Below are 19,205 nucleotides of genomic sequence, written 5' to 3' on the forward strand. Positions count from 1 at the left end.
ATGCCGCTGTTCGAATTCAACGGGATGCGGCCGCGCGTCGATCCGTCCGCGTACCTCGACCCGAGCGCGGTCGTGATCGGCGACGTGACGATCGGCGCGCGCTGCTACATCGGCCCGCATGCGAGCCTGCGCGGCGACTTCGGCGCGATCGTCGTCGAAGACGGCAGCAACGTGCAGGACGGCTGCGTGCTGCACGTCGGGATCGGCGAGACCTGCCGGCTGGGCGTGAACAGCCACATCGGCCACGGCGCGATCGTGCATGGCGCGACGCTGGAGCCGGACACGATGATCGGCATGAATGCGGTCGTGATGGACGGTGCGACGATCGGCGCAACGACGATCGTCGCGGCCTGTGCGTTCGTGAAGGCCGGCTACGACGTGCCGCGCGGCGTGCTGCTGGCGGGCATGCCGGCGCGTGTCGTACGCCGGCTGAGCGGCGCGGAGATCGACGCGAAGGCGAATGGCACGCGGATTTATCAGCAACTGGCGGCGGATTGCCTGAAGACGATCAGGCCGGTCGTCGATTGAGCGCGGTGGCGCGGAGAGCCGCCCCGCGATCCATGCGGCATCGCGCCTGAACGCGCGAAATCCTTCCGCCGTCGCGACGCATGCCGGCTTCCGTCGAGGTTGCCACAATCGATGCGCTTTTACGCATGCGGGTCAATCGGGACGATACCGGATCGATTGCGTCATGCATCGCCATTGGCTTAAGATCGTCGGGAAATCATCCCACGCCTTCAGCGTCAATGAAAAAGAGCATAAGCCTGCGGGTCGCCATCATCGCTTCGGCCGTTGCCGTGTACAGCATCTACATGCATGTCCAGCAGTTGATCAGCGGCTGCATGTGGGTCAGGGGCCATCAGCGCTGCAGTTTCGAAAACAGTACGAATTTCGAGGGCTGGATGGATCTGGACCTGATGATCACCTGCTGCTGGGTCGCCGCGGCGGTGGTCGGGTGGATTTCCGTTGCGCAGGGCACGAAAAAAACGGGTTAGCAGCGCCACGCACGTCCTCGTTAAACGGGTACGACATGGCCATTCGATCGGGTCGAGCCTGTCAATCCGTGACAACGCGCATTCGCGGCCTGGTCGCGACGGCGCACGCGATGCGTTCGAGCCGGACATGAACGCGTGAGTCTGCGCCGGCAGACGCCGTCATCGCGGTCCCCGGCGAGATGGGCGTCAGCGCGCGGGTCGCGCGAGGGGAGGTTCCCGTGCAATTTCCGACAGGATCGGTGGTCGCGCTCAGTTCGGCCGCCGCGACGATGTTCTCGATGGGCATGCTGTTTCTCGGCTACTGGGGGTTGCACGAAGCGCTGCCCTGGCGGTTCGGCGACTACGTCGTGATCGTGCCCGCGCTGGCGGGTTTCGCGTGCCTCGCCAGCGTGCCGTTTCTTGCCACGTCGCCGATGAAAACCCCCGACGACGAGTCGCGAATGTTCGTCGCGCGGCGCGTGTTTCTGTGCGGCGCAGGCGCCGTGTGGTGCGCGATCGTTGCTTCGCTGATCGTGTGAGAACAGGCGGACGAGACGGTTTCCGGCGCAACCCGGCGAACGCATCCTGAAACGTCTTACGTGAGGCCGGAACCCTCGGTTTTCACGCCGCCACGACCGCTTTGCTTTCCCCGATCGCGTGCACTAGATTCGAAGCGTTCGTCTGTTTCAGAGCGCGAGGTGGAGCCATGACGCCGTGGGAAATTCAGGGAACCGAAATGATCAGTTGCAATTGCTCATACGGTTGCCCTTGCCAGTTCAATGCGCTGCCGACCAACGGCAACTGCGAAGCGATGGGGGCGATTTCGATCGACAGCGGCCACTACGGCGACGTGGTGCTCGACGGCGTCAGGATCGCGGTGGTGTTCCAGTGGCCGGGCGCCGTTCACGAAGGCAAGGGCAAGTGCCAACCGATCGTCGACGAGCGTGCCAGTCCAGCACAGCGCGAGGCCGTGCTGAAGATCATGACCGGTCAGGATACCGATCCGTTCGCGACGATGTTTTCGGTGTATGCGTCGACGCTCGAGCACGCGTTCGAGCCGATCTTCACGAAGATCGATTTCGACGTTGACGTCGATGCGCGGCGCGGCCGGATTCACGTGGACGGTGTGTTCGACGCAGCCGGCGAACCCATCCACAATCCGGTGACGGGTGCCGAGCACCGTGTGCGGATCGACCTGCCGCACGGTTTCGAATACGAGCTGGCCGAGATCGGTTCGGGCACGGGGCGCTCGCAGGGCAACATCGCGCTGAATCTCGACGGAACCTATGCGCAATTCGCGCGGCTGCATCTGAACAACCACGGGCTGATTCGGCATCGCGCCGCGGCATGACGCCGTTCGACACCTGGCTCGCCCGCGAGCGCGCCGTCACGCTGATCGGCATGGCCGCGCTCGTCGGCCTGTGCTGGTTCTATCTGTGGACGGGCGCGGGAACCGGCATGTCGGCGCGGGAGATGACGACCGTCGCGCTGTTTCCGCATCGGCTGGCGGACGGCATGGGCAGCATGGATCCGCCTCTGCCGACCGTGATCGCGATGTGGTGGGTGATGATGATCGCGATGATGACGCCCGGCGCGGCGCCGCTCGTGATGCTGTACCGGCGCGTGCTACGGCAGCACGGCGACGGGGCGACGGGATCGGCGTTCACGTCGGTGGCGCTGCTGACCGGCTATCTGACGACGTGGCTCGCGTTCTCGATCGGCGCGGCGCTGCTTCAGGCGCTGCTGCAACCGGCCGGGCTGATCTCCGCGATGATGCTGTGGTCGAAGAGTGCGCGCCTTTCCGCGATCGTGCTGGCGCTGGCCGGGCTTTATCAATTCTCGCCGCTGAAACGCGCGTGCCTGCGGCAATGCCGGGCGCCGGCTGCATTCCTGGTCGCGCACTGGCGCCCGGGCGTCGCCGGCAGTTTCCTGCTGGGCGTGCGGCACGGCATCGTTTGCGTGGGCTGCTGCTGGTTACTGATGGCGCTGCTGTTCGTCGGCGGCGTGATGAACGTGGTGTGGATCGTCGCGTTGTCGCTGTTCGTGTTCGTGGAGAAGGTGCTGCCCGGTGGCGAGCGTATCGGCCGCGTGCTGGGTGTCGTGCTGATCGCGTGGGCCGGTGCGACGTTGATCGTGTGATGCGTGGCGCTGGCTGGCGACGGAAACGCGCTGGCTCGACGGGAGATGCTCGATGAAGACCTGTTTTAGCGCTGTCGTCGTGTCGTGCGCGATGGCGACCATTGCCATGCCGGCGCTCGCCGGCGGCGACATGCCGGGCATGAACGCAGGCGGCGCGACCATGTCGGCGTCGAATGCGACGCTGACCGATGCCGAAGTCAAGGCAATCGATGCCGGCCGCAGGCTCGTGACGCTGAAGCACGGCGCGCTCGACAACATCGGCATGCCGCCGATGACGATGGCATTCAAGGCCGGCGACGCGGCGATGATCCCGCCGCTGCATGTGGGCGACAAGGTTCGGGTTCGGGTGGAAAACGTCAACGGCACGCTGACGATCGTGAAGCTGGTGAAGCGGCCGTGACGAGGATGCTGCCGGTTTTTCCCGGTCGGTGCTACGTAACGCGGGGCCGGTGTTACGTCAGCGCGATCGGAATGCCAGGACGGGACGCGCCGCGACGCACGATCCGCACGCGATGTGCCGTGACGCGCAGTGCGGCCCGGACCGCGATCGAAAGGCGATCGTGACAATGTGAAGGAGGCCCACGGAGATGGCACGCTAGATGCTTGTTGACGTGGATCGAGCTGAATAGCGAACGGGGGCTTCCATGCACAATCACTTCACCAAGGCGAACGTTTCACTCGCCGCCATTGCCACTGCGTGTGCGCTCGCGGCGTGCGGCGGCGGTGACATTACGGCGCCGACGCTGGCCGGCAACACCATCGGGACGAGTACGAGCGGGACGAACGGAACCGGTGGTACGAGCGGGACCAGCGGCACGAGCGGGACGAGCGGCACCAGTGGCACCAGTGGCACCAGTGGCACCAGTGGCACCAGTGGCACGAGCGGGACCAGTGGCACCAGCGGGACCAGCGGGACCAGCGGGACCAGCGGGACCAGTGGCACGAGCGGAACCAGCGGCACGAGCGGAACCAGCGGCACGAGCGGAACCAGCGGCACGAGTGGAACCAGCGGTACACCCGGCACCAACGGCATCATCAGTTCCGTCGGCGCAGTCGTGCTGGCCGCGGGCTCGACGCTCGGCGACGTGACACTGCCCGGCGTCGGCAAGACCATGACGGCCGGGCCGGCCGACACGGTCACCGGCGTCGGCACGCTCATCCGCGACACGACGAATGCCGTGAGCAACGGTATCGGCCAGATCGGCTTCACGCCGAACCCGGTCGGCACGACGGTGACGGGCCTCGGCACCCTCGTCGGCTCGACCAGCAACCCGGTCAACGGTCTCAGCGAAACGGTGAAGGCGCTCGGCTCCGGCCCGCTGTCGCCGCTCGCGCCGATTACGACGCCCGTCGGCGGTCTACTCGACACGGTGGCCGGCGGCCTGAAGTCGGGCGGCACCATGCTCGGCTCGGCCCTGTCGTCGGGCCCGGTCCAGCAGGCGACGCAGGCGCTCAGCACGGCGATCACGCCGCTCGTGACGACGGCCGGTCAGCTCACGCAGCAGGCCGGCACCGCAACGGGCCTCGGGCAGCCGGTCGCGGGCCTGCTCGGGCAGGTCGGCGGAGCGATCACGTCGGCCGGATGGAAGGTGACGTCCACGTCGCCGCAGCCGATCGTCGGCGCGGTCGGCGGTCTCGTCCGGGCGGTCGGCAACACGGTGACCAATGCGGGCGGCCTCGTGAACCCGAGCGGCCCGAACGGCGCGGTGCCGGTCGCCGGTCTGGTGACGAGCGTGGTCGGCGGCATACCGGCGACCGTGCACGGTGGCGCCGAGACCGGTGCGAGCGGCGGCGGCTCGCCGCTGGGCGCGCTCGCCAACCCGCTCGCGCCGGTGACGTCGCTGGTGGGTGGCCTGCTCGGCGGCGCGGTCGGCAAATAGCCGGCTCGTGCCGATCGCCATGCGGGAACCCGGCCGCATGACCGGAGACGCCGGCCATCGGTCGTCTTCGGTCCCGGCCGGGACCGGCGATGGAGCCTGAAACCGCGGCCCGCTACCTGCGCGTGTCGCCGGGCTTCGACGGCGGCCGTGCGAGCCCGCGCGCCGGCAGCGGCGTCGACATCACGATCGACGTGCGCGTTTCGCCGTACAGGTTGATGCGTTCGATCAGTTGTTCGAGATGAGCCATGCTGACGGCGACCAACCGCATCACGTACGAATCCGCCCCCGTCACGTGATGGCATTCGACGACTTCGGGAATCGTCTCCAGCAGTTTCAGGAACTTCGCTTTCGCCGGTTGCTGCACCGTGATGCCGATCAGCGCGCTCACCGGATAGCCTGCCGCGGACGGGTTGATCCGCGCGGTGTAGCCCTCGACCACGCCGGCTGCTTCAAGGCGCTTCACGCGTTCCGTCACCGCCGGCACCGACAGGTGGACCTGGCGCGCGAGCTCCGTATAGCTGATGCGTCCGTTGTCCTGCAACAGCGCCAGTATCTTCCAGTCCAGATCGTCCATCGCGGCGGGCGTTTTTAAGGTGGAGTGCCTATTTTTCCTTAAAAACCGTATTCAGCGGGGGCCGGACTTTCCCTACGATGCCTGTTCGATCCACTGGATGCTGCAAGGGGCAGGCGATGCTGTTCATCAAATCCGTCGTGATGGGGTGGTCGATCGCGGCGCCGGTCGGCCCGATCGGCATGCTGTGCATTCAGCGCAGCCTGAGCCGCGGCTTCCAGGCGGGATTCGCGACGGGCATCGGCGCCGCATGCGCCGACGCGATTTACGGCCTGCTCGGCGCGTTGGGCGTTGCGGGCCTCGTCACCGCGTTCCCGATGCTGACCGTCGCCCTGAAAATCGGCGGCGGCGCGTTTCTCGTCTGGCTCGCGTGGACCATCGCGCGCCAGGCGCCGGCCGCGCCGGCGGGGCAACGCCAGCTGCCGCGTACGACGGTCCTGCGCGATTTCCTGACGACGTTCGGCCTCACGCTGTCGAACCCGATGACGATCGTGTCGTTCGTCGGGATCTTCGCGGCGCTCGGCCCGCTGCCGGGCACGCAGGAAGGCGCGATGGGGGCCACCGTCGGATCGATGGTCGCCGGCGTGTTCATCGGTTCGGCCATGTGGTGGCTGTGCCTGAGCACCACGAGCGCCGCGCTGCGCACGAAGCTGCCGTTCGGGTTCATGCACGGGCTGTCGCGCGTGTCGGCGGCGATCGTCGCGGGATTCGGCGCGATCCAGCTGGTCGCGGGCGTGCGCGGACTGATCTAGACGCGCGGGGCAGCGCAGCGATCCCGGCCGATGCCGATGTCGTTGCCGGGTGCGTTTCTATTCATCGCCGGCTCCATTCGATGCGTGCAGGTGCGCGTGCACGAAGCGCGCGATTTCCTGGCTCAGCTCGATATCCTCCGGCGCGCCCATGAATCCGCCGTGCGGCATCCCCTCGAACACGTGCAGCTCGGTCGGCACCTGCGCGCGTCGCAACGCGCGATGCAGGCGCACGGCGTTCGACAGGAACAGGTCGCGCGTGCCGCTCTGGATGAAGGTCGGCGGGAAGCCGGCGGCGAAATCGCCGAACAGCGGCGACAGGTACGGATGCGCGAGATCGGCGCCGTTCGCGTAGAGCAGATTGTTCGCCATCAGCGGCCCCGGCAACACGACGTCGACCAGGCGGTTGGTCTCGAAGCTGTCGCCGGATTCGGTCAGGTCGGCTTCCGGCGACAGCAGCACGAGCGCGGCCGGCAGCGGCAGGCCCTCGTCGCGGGCGCGCAGCACCATCGCGGCGGCGAGATTGCCGCCGGCCGAACGGCCGCCGATGACGACGTGTTCCGGTACGTAGCGCTCCAGCACGTAGGCATAGGTCGCGATGCAGTCGTCGAGCGCGGCCGGATACGGATGCTCGGGCGGCATCCGGTAGTCGACGCCGTAGCAGCGCACGCCGAGCCGGTCGGCCTGCATCTGCGCGCCGGCACGGCACGCGGCGCCACCGCCGACGACCAGCGCGCCGCCGTGCAGGTCGATGGTCGCATAGGCGCTGGAAGCCCCAGCTTCCGGTGTCGCGACATGCACGTCCGCGGCGCCGACGCGGATCGTCTCGACGCTCGAACGCAGATAGCCGGCGAGCTGCTCGACCGCGGCCGCGTAATGTGCGTCGGCGCTGGCCTTCACGCGCATCCATGCGTCGATATCGTCCGGGGCCGGCATCACGTGCAACGCGTTCAGCGGCACGCCGTCGTCGCCGGTCAGGCGTTGCAGCGCGGCGCGCGCTTCGTCGCTGATCGAGGTCGGGAAGGGAACGACACGGCTCGGCAGTACGACGCCGTCGGGTTTGTCTTTCATCGCTCGGGTTCCGTTCGGTGCGTCAGGCGGCCGACGGCCAGTGACGCAGCATCACGTCGAGCGCATCGAGGCTGCGCGACCACGACGCGTCGGAATCCGGCGCGCTGTGCGAGAAGCCGCCGGCGCTTTCGAGCGTCACGTAGCCCATGAAGAAGCCGCCGAGCAGACGGATCGCGTGCGCCTGTTCGGTTTCCGGCAGGTCGTAGCCGCGCAGCACCGCCGCCGTCATCCTGACGAGCTGCCCGCCCGCGCTTTCGGCGGCCCGTTCGGCGCTCACCGGATGGCGCGCGGCCGCAAAGCGGCCCGGATGCGCCCGCGCGTAGTCGCGATAGACGTTCGCGAGCGCGGCCAGCGCGTCCTTGCCGGTGCGGCCGGCCAGCGCGTCGGTGGCGCGATCGGCCAGCTCCTGCAGCGCGAACAGCGCGATCCGGCTCTTCAGATCGTCGAAGCTCGGGATATGGGAATACAGGCTCGCCAGCTTGACGTCGAAATGTCGCGCGAGCGCCGCGCCGGTGAGCAGCTCGAAGCCGGTTTCATCGGCGAGCCGCGCGCCGGCTTCGACGAGCTTGTCCACGGTAATGCCGGCACGCGCCATGACGAATGCTATGCAGATTAGTCAAAAAACTAATTCTATTAGGTTTGGCCGCGATGTCAATTTTCCGCGCGTGCCGGCGTGGCGCTTCATGCGGATGCGTGAGCTCGTCAGAACGTATAGCTGACCTTGCCGAACGCGGTGCGCCCGAGCGTGTTGTAGCCGTACGCGGTCATGTACTGCCGGTCGAACAGGTTCGACAGCGACGCCGACACGGTCAGGTGCGAATTGATCCGGTACGACGCGCGCAGGCTCACCGTCAGGTACGACGCCAGATACTGCCGGTTGGCCGGATCGTCGAACGTCGAACCGCCGTACAGCAGCGACGCGCCCGTGCTCAGCGCGTGCAGCTTCAATTCGTCCCACGTGTGGTCGACGCTCAGGCTGACCGTCTGGCGCGGCCGGCGGCTGAGCCAGGTCTGGTTGGTCTCGTCCTGCGGATTCAGGATGCCGACCGCGATGCTCACCGGCGTTGAACGGCCGATCGTCCCCTTGTACGACAGGTCGATGCCGCGAATGTGCGAACGGCCGATGTTCATCGGCGAGAACGTCGCCGGGTTGTAGGCGATCAGGTTGTTGACGCGCGTATCGTAGATCGCCGCGGTGAAGGTGCCGTACGCCGTGTTCGCGTCGAGCGCGGCCTCGACCGACGTGCTGCGTTCCGGGCTGAGGCTCGGATTGCCGTAGCCGGGATAGTACAGGTCGTTGAACGTCGGCAGGCGGAATGCATTGCCGTACGACACGCGCGCCGTGTAGACCGGCGTGATCGCCCACGACAGCGCGGCGTTGCCGGTGTTCACCGCTTGCCCGGCGACGATCTCGTGGCGACCCGCGACGAACATCGTCACGCTGCCGAGCGTCGCCGACTGGTGCAGCGAGAACGCGGAATCGTTGCGCGTCGGTACGCCACCGGGAATGTCGACCGGCAGGAACGCCTGTTCGCGCGTGAAATCGTAGGCGAGCTTCGATTCGCCCGACAGCGGCAGGCCGAACAGATGAAATCCGTGCGCCTGATGGGTCAGCGACGTCGACGTGCTGATGCGTTGCGAATTGATCTGGTCCGTCGCGAGGGCCGGGTTGTCCGCGTAGATGAACTGGCGGTCGTTCGCATAACCGAACGACTGGTCGAATTGCGTATCGGGCGTGATGTCGAGATGGAACGCGACGCCGGTCGTCAGCTGGTGATCGAGTTCGCGATTCGCGTAGCCGCTGTTGTCGTAGGACAGGTCGGAGCGGTGGTACAGCGCGAACGTCGAGATCGACCAGTTGTCGCGCGCATAGCCGAGCCGCGCGTCGAGATCCTGCGCGTGATACGGATTGCGGCCGTCTTCGTGACCGTAGAAGAACGGCCGCGTCGCGTCGATGCCGGCCGTGTTGTAGTCGTGCAGCCCGAGCGAATAGGTGAGCCCGCCGAGCGCGGCCAGCGGCCCCGTCGACGGCACCGTGCCCGACGTGCGGAACCGCGTGTCGAACGTCTTGTTCGTGCCGCCGCCGAACGACACGGTGGTCTGGTTCGGCTGTTGGGCGGCGCGGCGCGTGAAGAGTTGCACGACGCCGCCCATCGCGTTGTTGCCGAACGACGCGGCGGCCGGCCCGGAGATCACCTCGACGCGCTCGAACGCGTCGGTCGGCAGGTCGGCCCACGGCGCGATGCCGGTGGTCGGCGAGCCGATCCGGATGCCGTCGATGAACACGGCGACCTGGCTCGCCGACGAACCGCGGATGCTGACCGACGCGGACGAGCCGGGCCCGCCGTTCTGCGTGACGGTCACGCCCGGCAGCGTCGCGAGCGCCTGCGTGATGCTCGGGTCGGCCGGCGACAGCCGGTCGAGATCGTCGCGCGTGAGCACCTGGGTCGACGCGTAGCGCCGGTCGAACGATTCGGGCAGGTGCCGCGTGTCGGTCACGCTGATCGTCGGCAGGTCCGCCCCTTCCGCGGGCCCGGCGGGCTGCGCAGGCGCCGTGTCGCCGGCCGCATGGGCGAGCGGGGAAAGCAGCGCGGTGGCGGCGGACGTGGCGAGCAGGTGACGAAGGTTCATGAGACGGCGGGACAAAGCGAGTAGCGGGTACGGCGATCGTGAGCGGAGGGCGGACAAGCAACGGATGCCGACGGCGTGTCGGTGCGACGCTTCCGGCCGGGAAGCGGATTCGGGAACGATGGACATCTGGTGGATCCTGAGGTCGGGTCGTCCATGCAACGGGCGACCACCCGGGGGCGGTGCCTGGCGCATCGGGACACCCCGCCCGGTGCGGCTGCCTGGACCTCGGGTCGATGGCAGGTCTCCTGGCTCGCGGGTCGTCATCCGTGCGGGCCTTCCCGGTTTCCCAGTGGCATGCGGTGGCACGGATTCGCCGCTCACAGTTGCGGGGGCAGCCGCAGCTTCGAGGCGTTGCCTCGCCTGCGTTCCCTTTTGATCCCGTCTCCGGGAACCATCAGCGCGCAAGGGTAATGGCGTGCGCTCGGGCACGTCAATCGTCCGGCTGCCTGCGGATGCGAAAAAACGTCATTGTCCGGCGTCAGCTTTCCGGATCCTTTCGTTTCATGCGCGCGGGCCGTGCGTCTGGTCTGACGAAACGGGGCGAGCGCGTGCCCTCGAGCCGGAACCGGCTCGGCGCGTTGCGCGGGCCGCGCTTCCCTCGACAGTTTCCCGTTCGAACCTGCCGCTCGCGTGCGCGATCTCGTTCAAACGGGCGAGGCGGAACCCGGGCGCGTATTGCACCGTGTGGATATCGCGGGTTCGAGCTGAACGGCCCGCACTCGATGACAGGAGACATCATGACCGACACCCGAAGCCGGTTCCTCGCCGGCCAGTGCACGCTCGCGCAGCGCCGCGCATCCGACCCGACAGGACGTTGACCGACATGACCGATTCGATTCGCTTCGACGGCGGCACCGCCGTGATTACCGGCGCGGCCAGCGGCATCGGCAGCGGGCTGGCGCGCCACGCGGCCGCGCTCGGCATGCGTGTCGTACTGGCCGATCTCGATCCGGCGAAACTCGACGCGTTCGCCGCGACGCTCGACACCGACGTGCTGTGCGTGCCGACCGACGTCAGCCGGCCGGAAGCCGTCGACGCGCTGGCCGAAGCCGCATGGCGGCGCTTCGGCGGCGTCGACCTGCTGTTCAACAACGCGGGCGTGATGGCGACCGGCTTCAGTTGGGAAATTACGCCGGAGCGCTTCGAGCGCAGCTTCGCGATCAACGTGCACGGCGTGCTGAACGGGATTCGCAGTTTCGTGCCGCGCATGCTCGAACGCAACGCGCCGGCGCGGGTCGTGAACACCGCATCGGTCGGCGGCTTCCTGCCGAGCCCGCTGATGTCGCCGTATTCGGCGACGAAATTCGCGGTGGTCGCGCTGACGGAATCGCTGTACGGCGAACTGAAGATGCTCGGCGCACCGGTCGGCGTGTCGCTGCTCGCGCCGGGGCCCGTGCTGTCGGGCATCTTCAACGATCCGTTCGGCGCTGCGCACGACCGGCCCGAGGTGCGCGGTTTCGTCGACACGATGCGCACGATGCTGAACGCACACGGGCTCACGCCCGACGCGTTCGCCGAGCGGGTATTCGACGGTATTCGCGCCGGGCGCTACTGGCTGATTCCGCAACCGGAGACGCTCGACGGCGCGCTGCAGCGGCGCACCGACGACATCCTCGCCGCCCGCGATCCGTCGCTGCCGTCGTTCTGAATGCCGGCGGCCGGCGCGTGTCGTTACATATGCGTGCCGGCGTGCGTGCGGCCGCCCGGGTCGCCGCCGCGATCGGGCGGCGTATTGTTCTGATCGATCTTCGCGAACACGAAGCCGGCGGGCGGCAACGCGGCGGGCGAACGGTGCGTCGCTTGCGCGACTGCGGGGGCCGGCGATGCGGCGGGAAAACCGGATGACGTCACGCCCGGTTGAGCGAACGCCGACAGGGAAGCGGCCGCCAGGGCGGCGGCGACGATCGCGTGCGTATTCATGGTGACTCCTTCACGACTGACTTCAGGACGACGTAATCAGTCTAGGGCGCGAAACTTAACGCGACGTGAAGGGTCGGCGGCGCGCGCATGACAGGATCTTCATGCGCGCCGCGACGGTCAGGCCGGTGCCGACACCAGCGCGCAGAAGTTCTCGAGATCGACGTTGCCGCCGCTGATCACCACGCCGACGCGCTTGCCCTGCAGCGCATCCTTCATCCGTCGCACGGCGGCGAACGACAGGCAGCCGGTCGGCTCGACGACGAGCTTCATGCGTGTGGCGAAGAAGCGCATGCAGTCGACCAGTTCCGCGTCCGTCGCGGTCAGGATGTCGTCGACGTCGCGGCGGAGGATCGGGAACGTCAGGTTGCCGAGGTGCTGCGTCTGCGCGCCATCGGCGATCGTGCGCGGCGTGTCGATGTGCACGATCGTGCCGGACCGGAACGATTGCTGGGCGTCGTTGCCGGCTTCGGGCTCGACGCCGTACAGCTTCGCGTGCGGCGACAGCGCCCGCGTGGCGAGCGCGGTGCCCGACAGCAGGCCGCCGCCGCCGAGCGGCGTGAATACCGCGTCGAGCGGGCCGACTTCGTCGAACAGTTCCTTGGCCGCGGTGCCCTGGCCGGCGATCACGTCCGGGTGATCGTAGGGCGGAACCAGCGTGAGCCCGTGCTTCTCCGCGAGCTCGCGCCCGATCTGCTCGCGATCCTCGGTGTAGCGGTCGTAGGTCACGACGTTGCCGCCGTAGCCGCGCGTCGCGGCCATCTTCGCGGCCGGTGCGTCCTGCGGCATCACGATCGTCGCCGGAATGCCGAGGATGCGCGCCGACAGCGCGATCGCCTGCGCATGGTTGCCCGACGAGAACGCGACGACGCCGTGCCGGCGCTGTTCCGCGCTGAAGCGCGACAGTGCATTGAACGCGCCGCGGAACTTGAAGGCGCCCATGCGCTGCAGGTTCTCGCACTTGAAGAACACCTGCGCGCCGAGCGCGTCGTCGATCGTCCGCGACGTCATCACCGGTGTGCGGTGCGCATGGCCTTCGAGCCGGGCCGCGGCGGCGGCAACGTCGTCGTACGTGGGGAGAGTCGGAGAGTTCATGGTCGCTAGAGGTCGAAAAGGTCAGTCAACGGGAAATTCGATACGGGACGGCAGGGCGCGCGGCGTCACTTCGCATCGTTGTAGACGGTGGCGCGCGAGACGCCGAGATGCTGCGACACGATTTCCATCGCGCGGCGCACTTCGAGGAAGCCGTCGGCCTTCAGCGTCTGCATCAGCTCGCGGCGCTGGTCGGTCTTCAACTCGCGCGGCGTCGTCGCGAGGCGCGTCGCGAACGCGTCGATGCGCTGCCGGATCGCGTCCGCGCCGGCCGGGTCGAGCGTTTCGACGACGGTCTCGCCGTCCGTGCGGCAGAACTGGTTCAGCATGCCCTGGAAGCCGCGGAACAGCGTGACGTCGGCATTCAGGCACAGCGCGGCGACGTAGCGCCCGGTCGAATCCTTGATGCCGATCGACGTGCTTTTCGCGGTGCGGCCGTCGGCGAAGCGGTTCGGGTAGTTCGCGAGCACCTGCGGGAAATCGTCGTCGGCGATGCGGGCGAGGCCGAGCTCGGTCGCGGGATCGCCGACCGCGCGTCCGGACAGGTTGTTGTGGATCGCGAGGATCGCGTGCTCCGGCGTGCGCAGGTCGTGCACGACGACCTCGGTGAACGGCGCGAACATCGCGCCGAGCCCTTCGGCGATGCGCTGCACCTGCTCGATCAGCGAGGCCTGTTCCGACGGCCGTGGTGTGTCGTTCGTGCTCATGCGTGGTCCTGGGGAGCCGGGGTGTCCGTCGTTTCCGATCGCGTGATGCCGGCCAGCAGCGGGCGCGCGATCCGGACGTAGTCGGCCGCGTCGAGCACGACCGAGCGGTCGAGCCGGCCCGCGTTGAACGCGATCTCGTCATTGTGTTCGACCAGTGCGGGATCGACGACGAGCGTCACGTTCGAATCGAATGCGAACGGCGGCACGGCGCCCATCACGCAGCGCGTGACGGCGGCCGCGACGTCGGGCGACGCGAGCGTCGCCTTGCGCCGGCCGAGCGCATCGGCGACCTTGCGGAAGTCGATTTTCAGGTGGCCGGGAATCACCGCGAGCGCGGTGGCGGCGCCGCCATCCTTGAACGTGCAGAGCATCGCCTTCGCGCCCTGTTCGGGACGGGTGCCGCGCAGCGCGGCGATCGCGTCGGATTTGCCTTCCGCCGGATGCTCGAGCACGCGGAAACGCGCGCCGGCGGTATTCAGCAGTTCGCACAGCGTGTCGAAAACGGGCGAGTCGTTCATGGTGCTCCGGAGCAGGCAGGCCGGCGCGCCGATGCGCGCGGATCAAAGAATTGTCCAAGTATAGACGTTTTGTCATGGCTGTGACAAAGGGGGGCGCGCTCGTCGTTGCCCGACCGCGGCCCAGGCATGTCGTTCTTCAGCAGCCGAAAGGGCGTTTCATATTGCGGGATACGCGCCGGATTCCTGTCGCCGCGTTTTACCGCCGCTTGAAACCGTGTTTTGCATCGCAAAAACGCCTGGCTATCTCATTGAAAAACAACAGAAATTTATATCTTATGTCTTATATAAGACTTGACCGAAATTTCGCTGGACGGGATTACTATTGAGTCCATGCAGTTCGCTTCGTCACACGCGGCGGGCACGCTGAACCCTTTACTCAAATGCGCTTCGTTCCCAGGAGATAGACATGTCCCAATATCAAGACGACATCAAGGCAGTGGCTGGTTTGAAGGAAAACCACGGCAGCGCGTGGAATGCCATCAGCCCCGAATATGCCGCCCGCATGCGTGCCCAGAACAAGTTCAAGACCGGCCTGGACATCGCGAAGTACACCGCGAAGATCATGCGCGCCGACATGGCCGCGTACGATGCCGATCCGTCCAAGTACACGCAGTCGCTGGGTTGCTGGCACGGTTTCATCGGCCAGCAGAAGATGATCTCCATCAAGAAGCACTTCAACAGCACCGAACGCCGCTACCTGTATCTGTCGGGCTGGATGGTCGCCGCGCTGCGCTCGGAGTTCGGCCCGCTGCCGGACCAGTCGATGCACGAAAAGACTTCGGTCAGCGCGCTGATCCGCGAGCTGTACACGTTCCTGCGCCAGGCCGACGCCCGTGAGCTGGGCGGCCTGTTCCGCGAACTGGATGCCGCGAAGGACGCTGCCGCCAAGGCCGCGATCCAGCAAAAGATCGACAACCACGTCACGCACGTCGTGCCGATCATCGCCGACATCGACGCGGGCTTCGGCAACGCGGAAGCGACCTACCTGCTGGCCAAGCAGTTCATCGAGGCGGGCGCGTGCTGCATCCAGATCGAAAACCAGGTGTCGGACGAGAAGCAGTGCGGCCACCAGGACGGCAAGGTCACGGTGCCGCACGAGGACTTCCTCGCGAAGATCCGCGCGATCCGCTACGCATTCCTGGAGCTGGGCGTGGACGACGGCATCATCGTCGCGCGTACCGATTCGCTGGGCGCCGGCCTGACCAAGCAGATCGCCGTGACGAACCAGCCGGGCGACCTGGGCGATCAATACAACTCGTTCCTCGATTGCGAGGAACTGTCGGCCGACCAGCTGGGCAACGGTGACGTCGTCATCAAGCGCGACGGCAAGCTGCTCCGTCCGAAGCGCCTGCCGAGCAACCTGTTCCAGTTCCGCGCCGGCACGGGCGAAGCACGTTGCGTGCTCGACTGCATCACGTCGCTGCAGAACGGCGCCGACCTGCTGTGGATCGAAACCGAAAAACCGCATATCGCACAGATCGGCGGCATGGTCAGCGAGATCCGCAAGGTGATCCCGAACGCGAAGCTGGTGTACAACAACAGCCCGTCGTTCAACTGGACGCTGAACTTCCGTCAGCAGGCGTACGACGCGATGAAGGCAGCGGGCAAGGACGTGTCGGCTTACGACCGCGCGCAGCTGATGAGCGTGGAATACGACGAGACCGAACTGGCGCAACTGGCCGACGAGAAGATCCGTACGTTCCAGGCCGATGCATCGCGCGAAGCAGGCATCTTCCATCACCTGATCACGCTGCCGACGTACCACACGGCCGCGCTGTCGACCGACAACCTGGCCAAGGAATACTTCGGCGACCAGGGCATGCTCGGCTACGTGGCCGGCGTGCAGCGCAAGGAAATCCGTCAGGGCATCGCCTGCGTGAAGCACCAGAACATGTCCGGTTCGGACATCGGTGACGATCACAAGGAATACTTCAGCGGCGAAGCGGCGCTGAAGGCCGCGGGCAAGGACAACACGATGAACCAGTTCTGATCGTCGTCCGACCCGAAGCACGAAGCCAGCCCCGCGGGGCTGGCTTTTTTTTGTCTGCCCGAGCCTGGCACGTCACCCGCGCACGGCCTTCACGACGTACTGGCTCGTCGGCACCACGTCGATCTTGTCGAAATCGATGAAGCGCCCGCAACTGTCCATCATCTCGGCCACGTTGCGCTGGAACTTCTCCTCGTCGCCGACCGCATCGAAAAACGCGTGCGGATCGGTCATCGCGGCGGCCGGGAAGCATTCCTCGACGATCGCGTCGTAGCCGGGCGCCGCATGCGTGAGCGCACGTACGACGACGTTCTGCACGTACAGGAAATTGTCCTGCGTATCGATCGCGACACGCGTGTGATGGCCGTGCCACACGTCGAGCCACGCTTCGTGCGTGAGGCGCGGCGGGCGCTTCAGGAATGCGAGCTGCGAGAAACCGGTCGTACGCTCGCCGGGCCGCGCGGGGAAGCGCGTGTTCGGAATCGGCTGCGACTCGGTGACGAGATACGCGGCCATGTGCGGGACCACGGCGCGCACCGCGTCGTCGAACGGCTGGCGGAACATTGCGTTCGCGCTGTCGACCCATACCGCGACGATCCCGTCGATGCCCGGCTGCGTGTTGGTCTGCTTCAGGCCGGCGGCGGGCGCGACGTCGGCATCGGCGACGTTCACCTGCACGCCGTGCGCGCCGAGCGACAGCAGCCGGTCGGCGAGCTGCGCGCGTACGCCGCGGCTCCACTGATCGGGCGCGACCTGTGCATCGCGCCACAACACGTAAATGACTTTCTCCATGGTTCCGGCTCCGGGAAGGGAATGACGGGAGCGGCGGCGTGGCCGCCGCGGTTCAGGAAGCGGTTTCGGTCGATCCGGCCGCTCGATGCGCACCGGGGGCGAAGCGGTTCGCGGTCAGCGTGAACGACGGTGGAATCGGCGACGTGACGGTTTCGAACAACCGCTCGTGGCGCGTCGCATGAATGCGCCATACGCCGTCGCGCTTCACGTACTGGTCGTCGTAGAACGCGGTGCCGTGCAGCAGGTAGCCGTCGTCGAGATTGATCGCATGATCCTCGAGAAACCAGATGCCGCATGCGTGCTCGGCCGACACCAGCGTGAGCTCCGGGTGATGGCCGTGATGCATCGTCAGGAAGGTCGGCTTGCCGATCAGTTCGCGCAGGCTCGACACGAAGGCGTCACGGCCGTCGTACGCATACCGGCCGCCATACAGCCGCGCCTCGCAATCCTCGGTCAGGCACGCCGCGAGCAGCGTCCAGTCGTGCGTGTCGACCGCGCGGAAATACCGGTACTTCAACTGACGGATCTGCTCGTATTCGTGGAGCATGCGGGTCGTGTCGTCCATCGGCGTGTCTCGTGGTGGTGTCGTTCGATGGTAGGGACGAGGCCGCCTGCATCACATCGTCTGTTCGGACGAAAGCCGCGTGCGCATGCGCGCCGCGCTGCTTCGACGAAGCGCCGGTTTCATCCGAACGGGTGATGGCCGGCGCAGCGCGCGGCGGTAACGTGGCATCGACGCGGCCTTCGAACCGCGCGGGCACCGAACAAGGAGACGGGATGACCCTCATCGAATCGCTCGAAACGCGCGTGCGCAGGCTCGAGGACGCCGATGCGATCCGCCGGCTGAAGGCGCGCTACTTCACGTGCTGCGACCGCAAGGATCCGCAGGGCATGCGCGACTGCTTCGTGGCCGGCCCCGTGCAGATCGATTACGGCCGGATCGGCACGTTCGACACGCGCGACGCGCTCGTCGACGTATTCGAGCGGCTTGGCTGCCATCCGCACATCGTTGAAATGCATCACGGCGTGAATCCCGACATCACCGTGATCGACGACACGCAGGCGCGCGGTACGTGGGGCCTGCATTACCAGATGATCGACACGCACGCGCGCACGCTCACGCAGCTCGGCGCGACCTACGACGACGTGTATCGCAAGGTCGACGGCGAATGGAAGATCGCGGCCACGCGCTGCGTGGTCACGTCGACGCTGTCGGCCCGCTACGAAGGCGACGCGCCGGGCGTGCTGTTCGCCGGTGCGCAGCCGCCGGCTGCGTGATGAACCTTCCACAGGAGACATCGAACATGACACAGAACCACGATGCGCCGGTTGCCGTCGTGACGGGCGCATCGCGCGGTGCCGGCAAGGGTATCGCGCGGGCGCTCGGTGCGGCCGGCATGACCGTCTACGTGACGGGCCGCTCGCAGCGCGAAGGCGATGCGCCGCTGCCCGGCACGATTCACGAGACCGCACGCGAGATCGACGCGCTCGGCGGCCGCGGGATCGCGGTGGCCTGCGACCACGCGGACGACGCACAGGTGAAGGCGCTGTTCGAACGTGTCGAGCGCGACGGCGGGCGGCTCGACATCCTCGTCAACAACGCGACCTACCTGCACGATCAATTGATCCTGCCCGGCCCGTTCTGGGAGAAATCGCTCGATCTGGTGAACATCCTCGACGTCGGGCTGCGCTCCGCGTACGTCGCGAGCTGGCACGCGGCGCCGCTGATGGCGAAGCGCCGCAGCGGGCTGATCGCGTTCACGTCGTCGTTCGGCGCGAGCTGCTACATGCACGGCGCGGCGTACGGCGCGCAGAAAACCGGCGTCGACAAGTTCGCGAAGGACATGGCCGTCGACCTGAAGCCCTTCGACGTCGCGGCCGTGTCGATCTGGATGGGGCCGCTGCGCACCGAGCGCACGACGCGCGTATGGGAAGAACATCCGGATCTGTACAAGGAGTTTTCGCTCGTCGCCGAAAGCCCGGAATTCACGGGCCGCGTGATTCATGCGATCCACGACGATCCGCGGCGCATGGCGCTGTCGGGGCAGGTGCTCGTCGGTGCGGAAGCCGCGTTGCAATACGGCATCGCCGATCTCGACGGCAAGCAGCCGCCGTCGTACCGCGAACTGCTCGGCGGGCCGGTGCAGGCCCATCCGGCGATCGTCGCCTAAAGGAGC

General features: G+C 67.0%; 22 protein-coding genes and 1 riboswitch. Of the genes, 12 read left to right on the forward strand and 10 right to left on the reverse strand.

Annotated features, from left to right (window positions below):
* From DFS13_RS02220 to DFS13_RS02255, 7 genes are all read left to right on the forward strand, one after another.
* Positions 1 to 528 (forward strand): transferase hexapeptide repeat family protein, encoded by a 528-nt coding sequence (locus DFS13_RS02220; protein WP_006494792.1) that lies wholly within the window; start codon positions 1 to 3, stop codon positions 526 to 528.
* Between the two features lie 80 nt (positions 529 to 608).
* A complete protein-coding gene (locus DFS13_RS41215) occupies positions 609 to 995 on the forward strand; it encodes a hypothetical protein (RefSeq protein WP_370538985.1) in 387 nt (128 codons plus the stop codon).
* Between the two features lie 218 nt (positions 996 to 1,213).
* Positions 1,214 to 1,513 (forward strand): hypothetical protein, encoded by a 300-nt coding sequence (locus DFS13_RS02235; protein WP_011547642.1) that lies wholly within the window; start codon positions 1,214 to 1,216, stop codon positions 1,511 to 1,513.
* 167 nt (positions 1,514 to 1,680) lie between these two features.
* The gene (locus DFS13_RS02240) at positions 1,681 to 2,325 is read left to right on the forward strand and encodes a DUF1326 domain-containing protein (protein ID WP_006491659.1); all 645 of its coding nucleotides are present in this window, start codon (positions 1,681 to 1,683) and stop codon (positions 2,323 to 2,325) included.
* Complete coding sequence (locus tag DFS13_RS02245) at positions 2,322 to 3,113, forward strand: DUF2182 domain-containing protein (RefSeq protein ID WP_006483061.1); 792 nt, start codon at positions 2,322 to 2,324, stop codon at positions 3,111 to 3,113. Before DFS13_RS02240 ends, DFS13_RS02245 begins: the two co-directional genes overlap by 4 nt.
* Before the next feature lie 52 nt (positions 3,114 to 3,165).
* Positions 3,166 to 3,513, forward strand: coding sequence for a copper-binding protein (locus DFS13_RS02250; protein ID WP_060211146.1), 348 nt, complete (start codon positions 3,166 to 3,168; stop codon positions 3,511 to 3,513).
* Between the two features lie 244 nt (positions 3,514 to 3,757).
* The gene (locus tag DFS13_RS02255) at positions 3,758 to 4,993 is read left to right on the forward strand and encodes a collagen-like triple helix repeat-containing protein (protein WP_111441338.1); all 1,236 of its coding nucleotides are present in this window, start codon (positions 3,758 to 3,760) and stop codon (positions 4,991 to 4,993) included.
* 112 nt (positions 4,994 to 5,105) lie between these two features.
* Here the strand turns inward: DFS13_RS02255 and DFS13_RS02260 are convergent, their stop codons facing one another.
* On the reverse strand, positions 5,106 to 5,567 hold the full coding sequence (locus tag DFS13_RS02260) for an Lrp/AsnC family transcriptional regulator (RefSeq protein ID WP_006483067.1): 462 nt from the start codon (positions 5,565 to 5,567) through the stop codon (positions 5,106 to 5,108).
* Positions 5,568 to 5,683: 116 nt separating this feature from the next.
* Between DFS13_RS02260 and DFS13_RS02265 the strand changes: the two genes are divergently transcribed.
* Positions 5,684 to 6,316, forward strand: a complete 633-nt coding sequence (locus tag DFS13_RS02265; protein WP_060211144.1) for a LysE family translocator — start codon at positions 5,684 to 5,686, stop codon at positions 6,314 to 6,316.
* Positions 6,317 to 6,373: 57 nt separating this feature from the next.
* On the opposite strand, the gene DFS13_RS02270 is transcribed toward DFS13_RS02265, so the two are convergent.
* The 3 genes from DFS13_RS02270 to DFS13_RS02280 all read right to left on the reverse strand — a co-directional run bounded on the left by DFS13_RS02270 (position 6,374) and on the right by DFS13_RS02280 (position 10,015).
* Entirely contained in the window at positions 6,374 to 7,384 is a 1,011-nt protein-coding gene (locus DFS13_RS02270; RefSeq protein WP_060211143.1) for an alpha/beta hydrolase, read from the reverse strand.
* A 22-nt stretch (positions 7,385 to 7,406) separates the two neighbouring features.
* Positions 7,407 to 7,958 carry a TetR/AcrR family transcriptional regulator gene (locus DFS13_RS02275; RefSeq protein ID WP_226245071.1) on the reverse strand — a complete coding sequence of 184 codons (552 nt, stop codon included), beginning with the start codon at positions 7,956 to 7,958 and terminating at the stop codon, positions 7,407 to 7,409.
* 128 nt (positions 7,959 to 8,086) lie between these two features.
* On the reverse strand, positions 8,087 to 10,015 hold the full coding sequence (locus DFS13_RS02280; RefSeq protein WP_060211142.1) for a TonB-dependent receptor domain-containing protein: 1,929 nt from the start codon (positions 10,013 to 10,015) through the stop codon (positions 8,087 to 8,089).
* A gap of 217 nt (positions 10,016 to 10,232) precedes the next feature.
* Positions 10,233 to 10,426: riboswitch (cobalamin riboswitch) on the reverse strand.
* Positions 10,427 to 10,838: 412 nt separating this feature from the next.
* Between DFS13_RS02280 and DFS13_RS02290 the strand changes: the two genes are divergently transcribed.
* The gene (locus DFS13_RS02290) at positions 10,839 to 11,663 is read left to right on the forward strand and encodes an SDR family NAD(P)-dependent oxidoreductase (RefSeq protein WP_006483043.1); all 825 of its coding nucleotides are present in this window, start codon (positions 10,839 to 10,841) and stop codon (positions 11,661 to 11,663) included.
* A 23-nt stretch (positions 11,664 to 11,686) separates the two neighbouring features.
* Here DFS13_RS02290 and DFS13_RS02295 read toward each other — a convergent pair whose 3' ends face one another.
* The 4 genes from DFS13_RS02295 to DFS13_RS02310 form a co-directional block, all read right to left on the reverse strand.
* Positions 11,687 to 11,935: a hypothetical protein gene (locus tag DFS13_RS02295; RefSeq protein ID WP_058903150.1), complete on the reverse strand. Its 249-nt coding sequence runs from the start codon at positions 11,933 to 11,935 to the stop codon at positions 11,687 to 11,689.
* Positions 11,936 to 12,052: 117 nt separating this feature from the next.
* On the reverse strand, positions 12,053 to 13,027 hold the full coding sequence (locus tag DFS13_RS02300; protein WP_006483053.1) for a threo-3-hydroxy-L-aspartate ammonia-lyase: 975 nt from the start codon (positions 13,025 to 13,027) through the stop codon (positions 12,053 to 12,055).
* Between the two features lie 65 nt (positions 13,028 to 13,092).
* Positions 13,093 to 13,731: a transcriptional regulator gene (locus DFS13_RS02305; RefSeq protein WP_048988232.1), complete on the reverse strand. Its 639-nt coding sequence runs from the start codon at positions 13,729 to 13,731 to the stop codon at positions 13,093 to 13,095.
* Positions 13,728 to 14,249, reverse strand: coding sequence for a YbaK/prolyl-tRNA synthetase associated domain-containing protein (locus DFS13_RS02310; RefSeq protein ID WP_034202309.1), 522 nt, complete (start codon positions 14,247 to 14,249; stop codon positions 13,728 to 13,730). Before DFS13_RS02310 ends, DFS13_RS02305 begins: the two co-directional genes overlap by 4 nt.
* A 406-nt stretch (positions 14,250 to 14,655) precedes the next feature.
* On the opposite strand from DFS13_RS02310, the gene DFS13_RS02315 reads away from it, so the two are divergent.
* Positions 14,656 to 16,239 carry an isocitrate lyase gene (locus DFS13_RS02315; protein WP_006483004.1) on the forward strand — a complete coding sequence of 528 codons (1,584 nt, stop codon included), beginning with the start codon at positions 14,656 to 14,658 and terminating at the stop codon, positions 16,237 to 16,239.
* A gap of 72 nt (positions 16,240 to 16,311) precedes the next feature.
* On the opposite strand, the gene DFS13_RS02320 is transcribed toward DFS13_RS02315, so the two are convergent.
* A complete protein-coding gene (locus tag DFS13_RS02320; RefSeq protein ID WP_006483047.1) occupies positions 16,312 to 17,028 on the reverse strand; it encodes an EthD domain-containing protein in 717 nt (238 codons plus the stop codon).
* 52 nt (positions 17,029 to 17,080) lie between these two features.
* Complete coding sequence (locus DFS13_RS02325; protein ID WP_060211141.1) at positions 17,081 to 17,593, reverse strand: nuclear transport factor 2 family protein; 513 nt, start codon at positions 17,591 to 17,593, stop codon at positions 17,081 to 17,083.
* A 212-nt stretch (positions 17,594 to 17,805) separates the two neighbouring features.
* Here DFS13_RS02325 and DFS13_RS02330 point away from each other — a divergent pair, with 212 nt between their 5' ends.
* Positions 17,806 to 18,306: a nuclear transport factor 2 family protein gene (locus tag DFS13_RS02330; RefSeq protein ID WP_006483068.1), complete on the forward strand. Its 501-nt coding sequence runs from the start codon at positions 17,806 to 17,808 to the stop codon at positions 18,304 to 18,306.
* Between the two features lie 26 nt (positions 18,307 to 18,332).
* The gene (locus DFS13_RS02335) at positions 18,333 to 19,199 is read left to right on the forward strand and encodes an SDR family NAD(P)-dependent oxidoreductase (RefSeq protein ID WP_060211140.1); all 867 of its coding nucleotides are present in this window, start codon (positions 18,333 to 18,335) and stop codon (positions 19,197 to 19,199) included.
* Positions 19,200 to 19,205 lie beyond the last annotated feature (6 nt).

The organism is Burkholderia sp. 28_3 (assembly GCF_003253915.1).
Taxonomy (GTDB): Bacteria; Pseudomonadota; Gammaproteobacteria; order Burkholderiales; family Burkholderiaceae; genus Burkholderia; species Burkholderia cenocepacia.

Excerpts from the sequence above, each read along its gene's own strand:
- DFS13_RS02220 (WP_006494792.1), top strand. The coding sequence starts at position 1 with ATGCCGCTGTTCGAATTCAACGGGATGCGGCCGCGCGTCGATCCGTCC.
- DFS13_RS41215 (WP_370538985.1), top strand. The coding sequence starts at position 609 with ATGCCGGCTTCCGTCGAGGTTGCCACAATCGATGCGCTTTTACGCATG.
- DFS13_RS02240 (WP_006491659.1), top strand. The coding sequence starts at position 1,681 with ATGACGCCGTGGGAAATTCAGGGAACCGAAATGATCAGTTGCAATTGC.
- DFS13_RS02245 (WP_006483061.1), top strand. The coding sequence starts at position 2,322 with ATGACGCCGTTCGACACCTGGCTCGCCCGCGAGCGCGCCGTCACGCTG.
- DFS13_RS02250 (WP_060211146.1), top strand. The coding sequence starts at position 3,166 with ATGAAGACCTGTTTTAGCGCTGTCGTCGTGTCGTGCGCGATGGCGACC.
- DFS13_RS02255 (WP_111441338.1), top strand. The coding sequence starts at position 3,758 with ATGCACAATCACTTCACCAAGGCGAACGTTTCACTCGCCGCCATTGCC.
- DFS13_RS02260 (WP_006483067.1), bottom strand. The coding sequence starts at position 5,567 with ATGGACGATCTGGACTGGAAGATACTGGCGCTGTTGCAGGACAACGGA.
- DFS13_RS02265 (WP_060211144.1), top strand. The coding sequence starts at position 5,684 with ATGCTGTTCATCAAATCCGTCGTGATGGGGTGGTCGATCGCGGCGCCG.
- DFS13_RS02270 (WP_060211143.1), bottom strand. The coding sequence starts at position 7,384 with ATGAAAGACAAACCCGACGGCGTCGTACTGCCGAGCCGTGTCGTTCCC.
- DFS13_RS02280 (WP_060211142.1), bottom strand. The coding sequence starts at position 10,015 with ATGAACCTTCGTCACCTGCTCGCCACGTCCGCCGCCACCGCGCTGCTT.
- DFS13_RS02290 (WP_006483043.1), top strand. The coding sequence starts at position 10,839 with ATGACCGATTCGATTCGCTTCGACGGCGGCACCGCCGTGATTACCGGC.
- DFS13_RS02295 (WP_058903150.1), bottom strand. The coding sequence starts at position 11,935 with ATGAATACGCACGCGATCGTCGCCGCCGCCCTGGCGGCCGCTTCCCTG.
- DFS13_RS02300 (WP_006483053.1), bottom strand. The coding sequence starts at position 13,027 with ATGAACTCTCCGACTCTCCCCACGTACGACGACGTTGCCGCCGCCGCG.
- DFS13_RS02305 (WP_048988232.1), bottom strand. The coding sequence starts at position 13,731 with ATGAGCACGAACGACACACCACGGCCGTCGGAACAGGCCTCGCTGATC.
- DFS13_RS02310 (WP_034202309.1), bottom strand. The coding sequence starts at position 14,249 with ATGAACGACTCGCCCGTTTTCGACACGCTGTGCGAACTGCTGAATACC.
- DFS13_RS02315 (WP_006483004.1), top strand. The coding sequence starts at position 14,656 with ATGTCCCAATATCAAGACGACATCAAGGCAGTGGCTGGTTTGAAGGAA.
- DFS13_RS02320 (WP_006483047.1), bottom strand. The coding sequence starts at position 17,028 with ATGGAGAAAGTCATTTACGTGTTGTGGCGCGATGCACAGGTCGCGCCC.
- DFS13_RS02325 (WP_060211141.1), bottom strand. The coding sequence starts at position 17,593 with ATGGACGACACGACCCGCATGCTCCACGAATACGAGCAGATCCGTCAG.
- DFS13_RS02330 (WP_006483068.1), top strand. The coding sequence starts at position 17,806 with ATGACCCTCATCGAATCGCTCGAAACGCGCGTGCGCAGGCTCGAGGAC.
- DFS13_RS02335 (WP_060211140.1), top strand. The coding sequence starts at position 18,333 with ATGACACAGAACCACGATGCGCCGGTTGCCGTCGTGACGGGCGCATCG.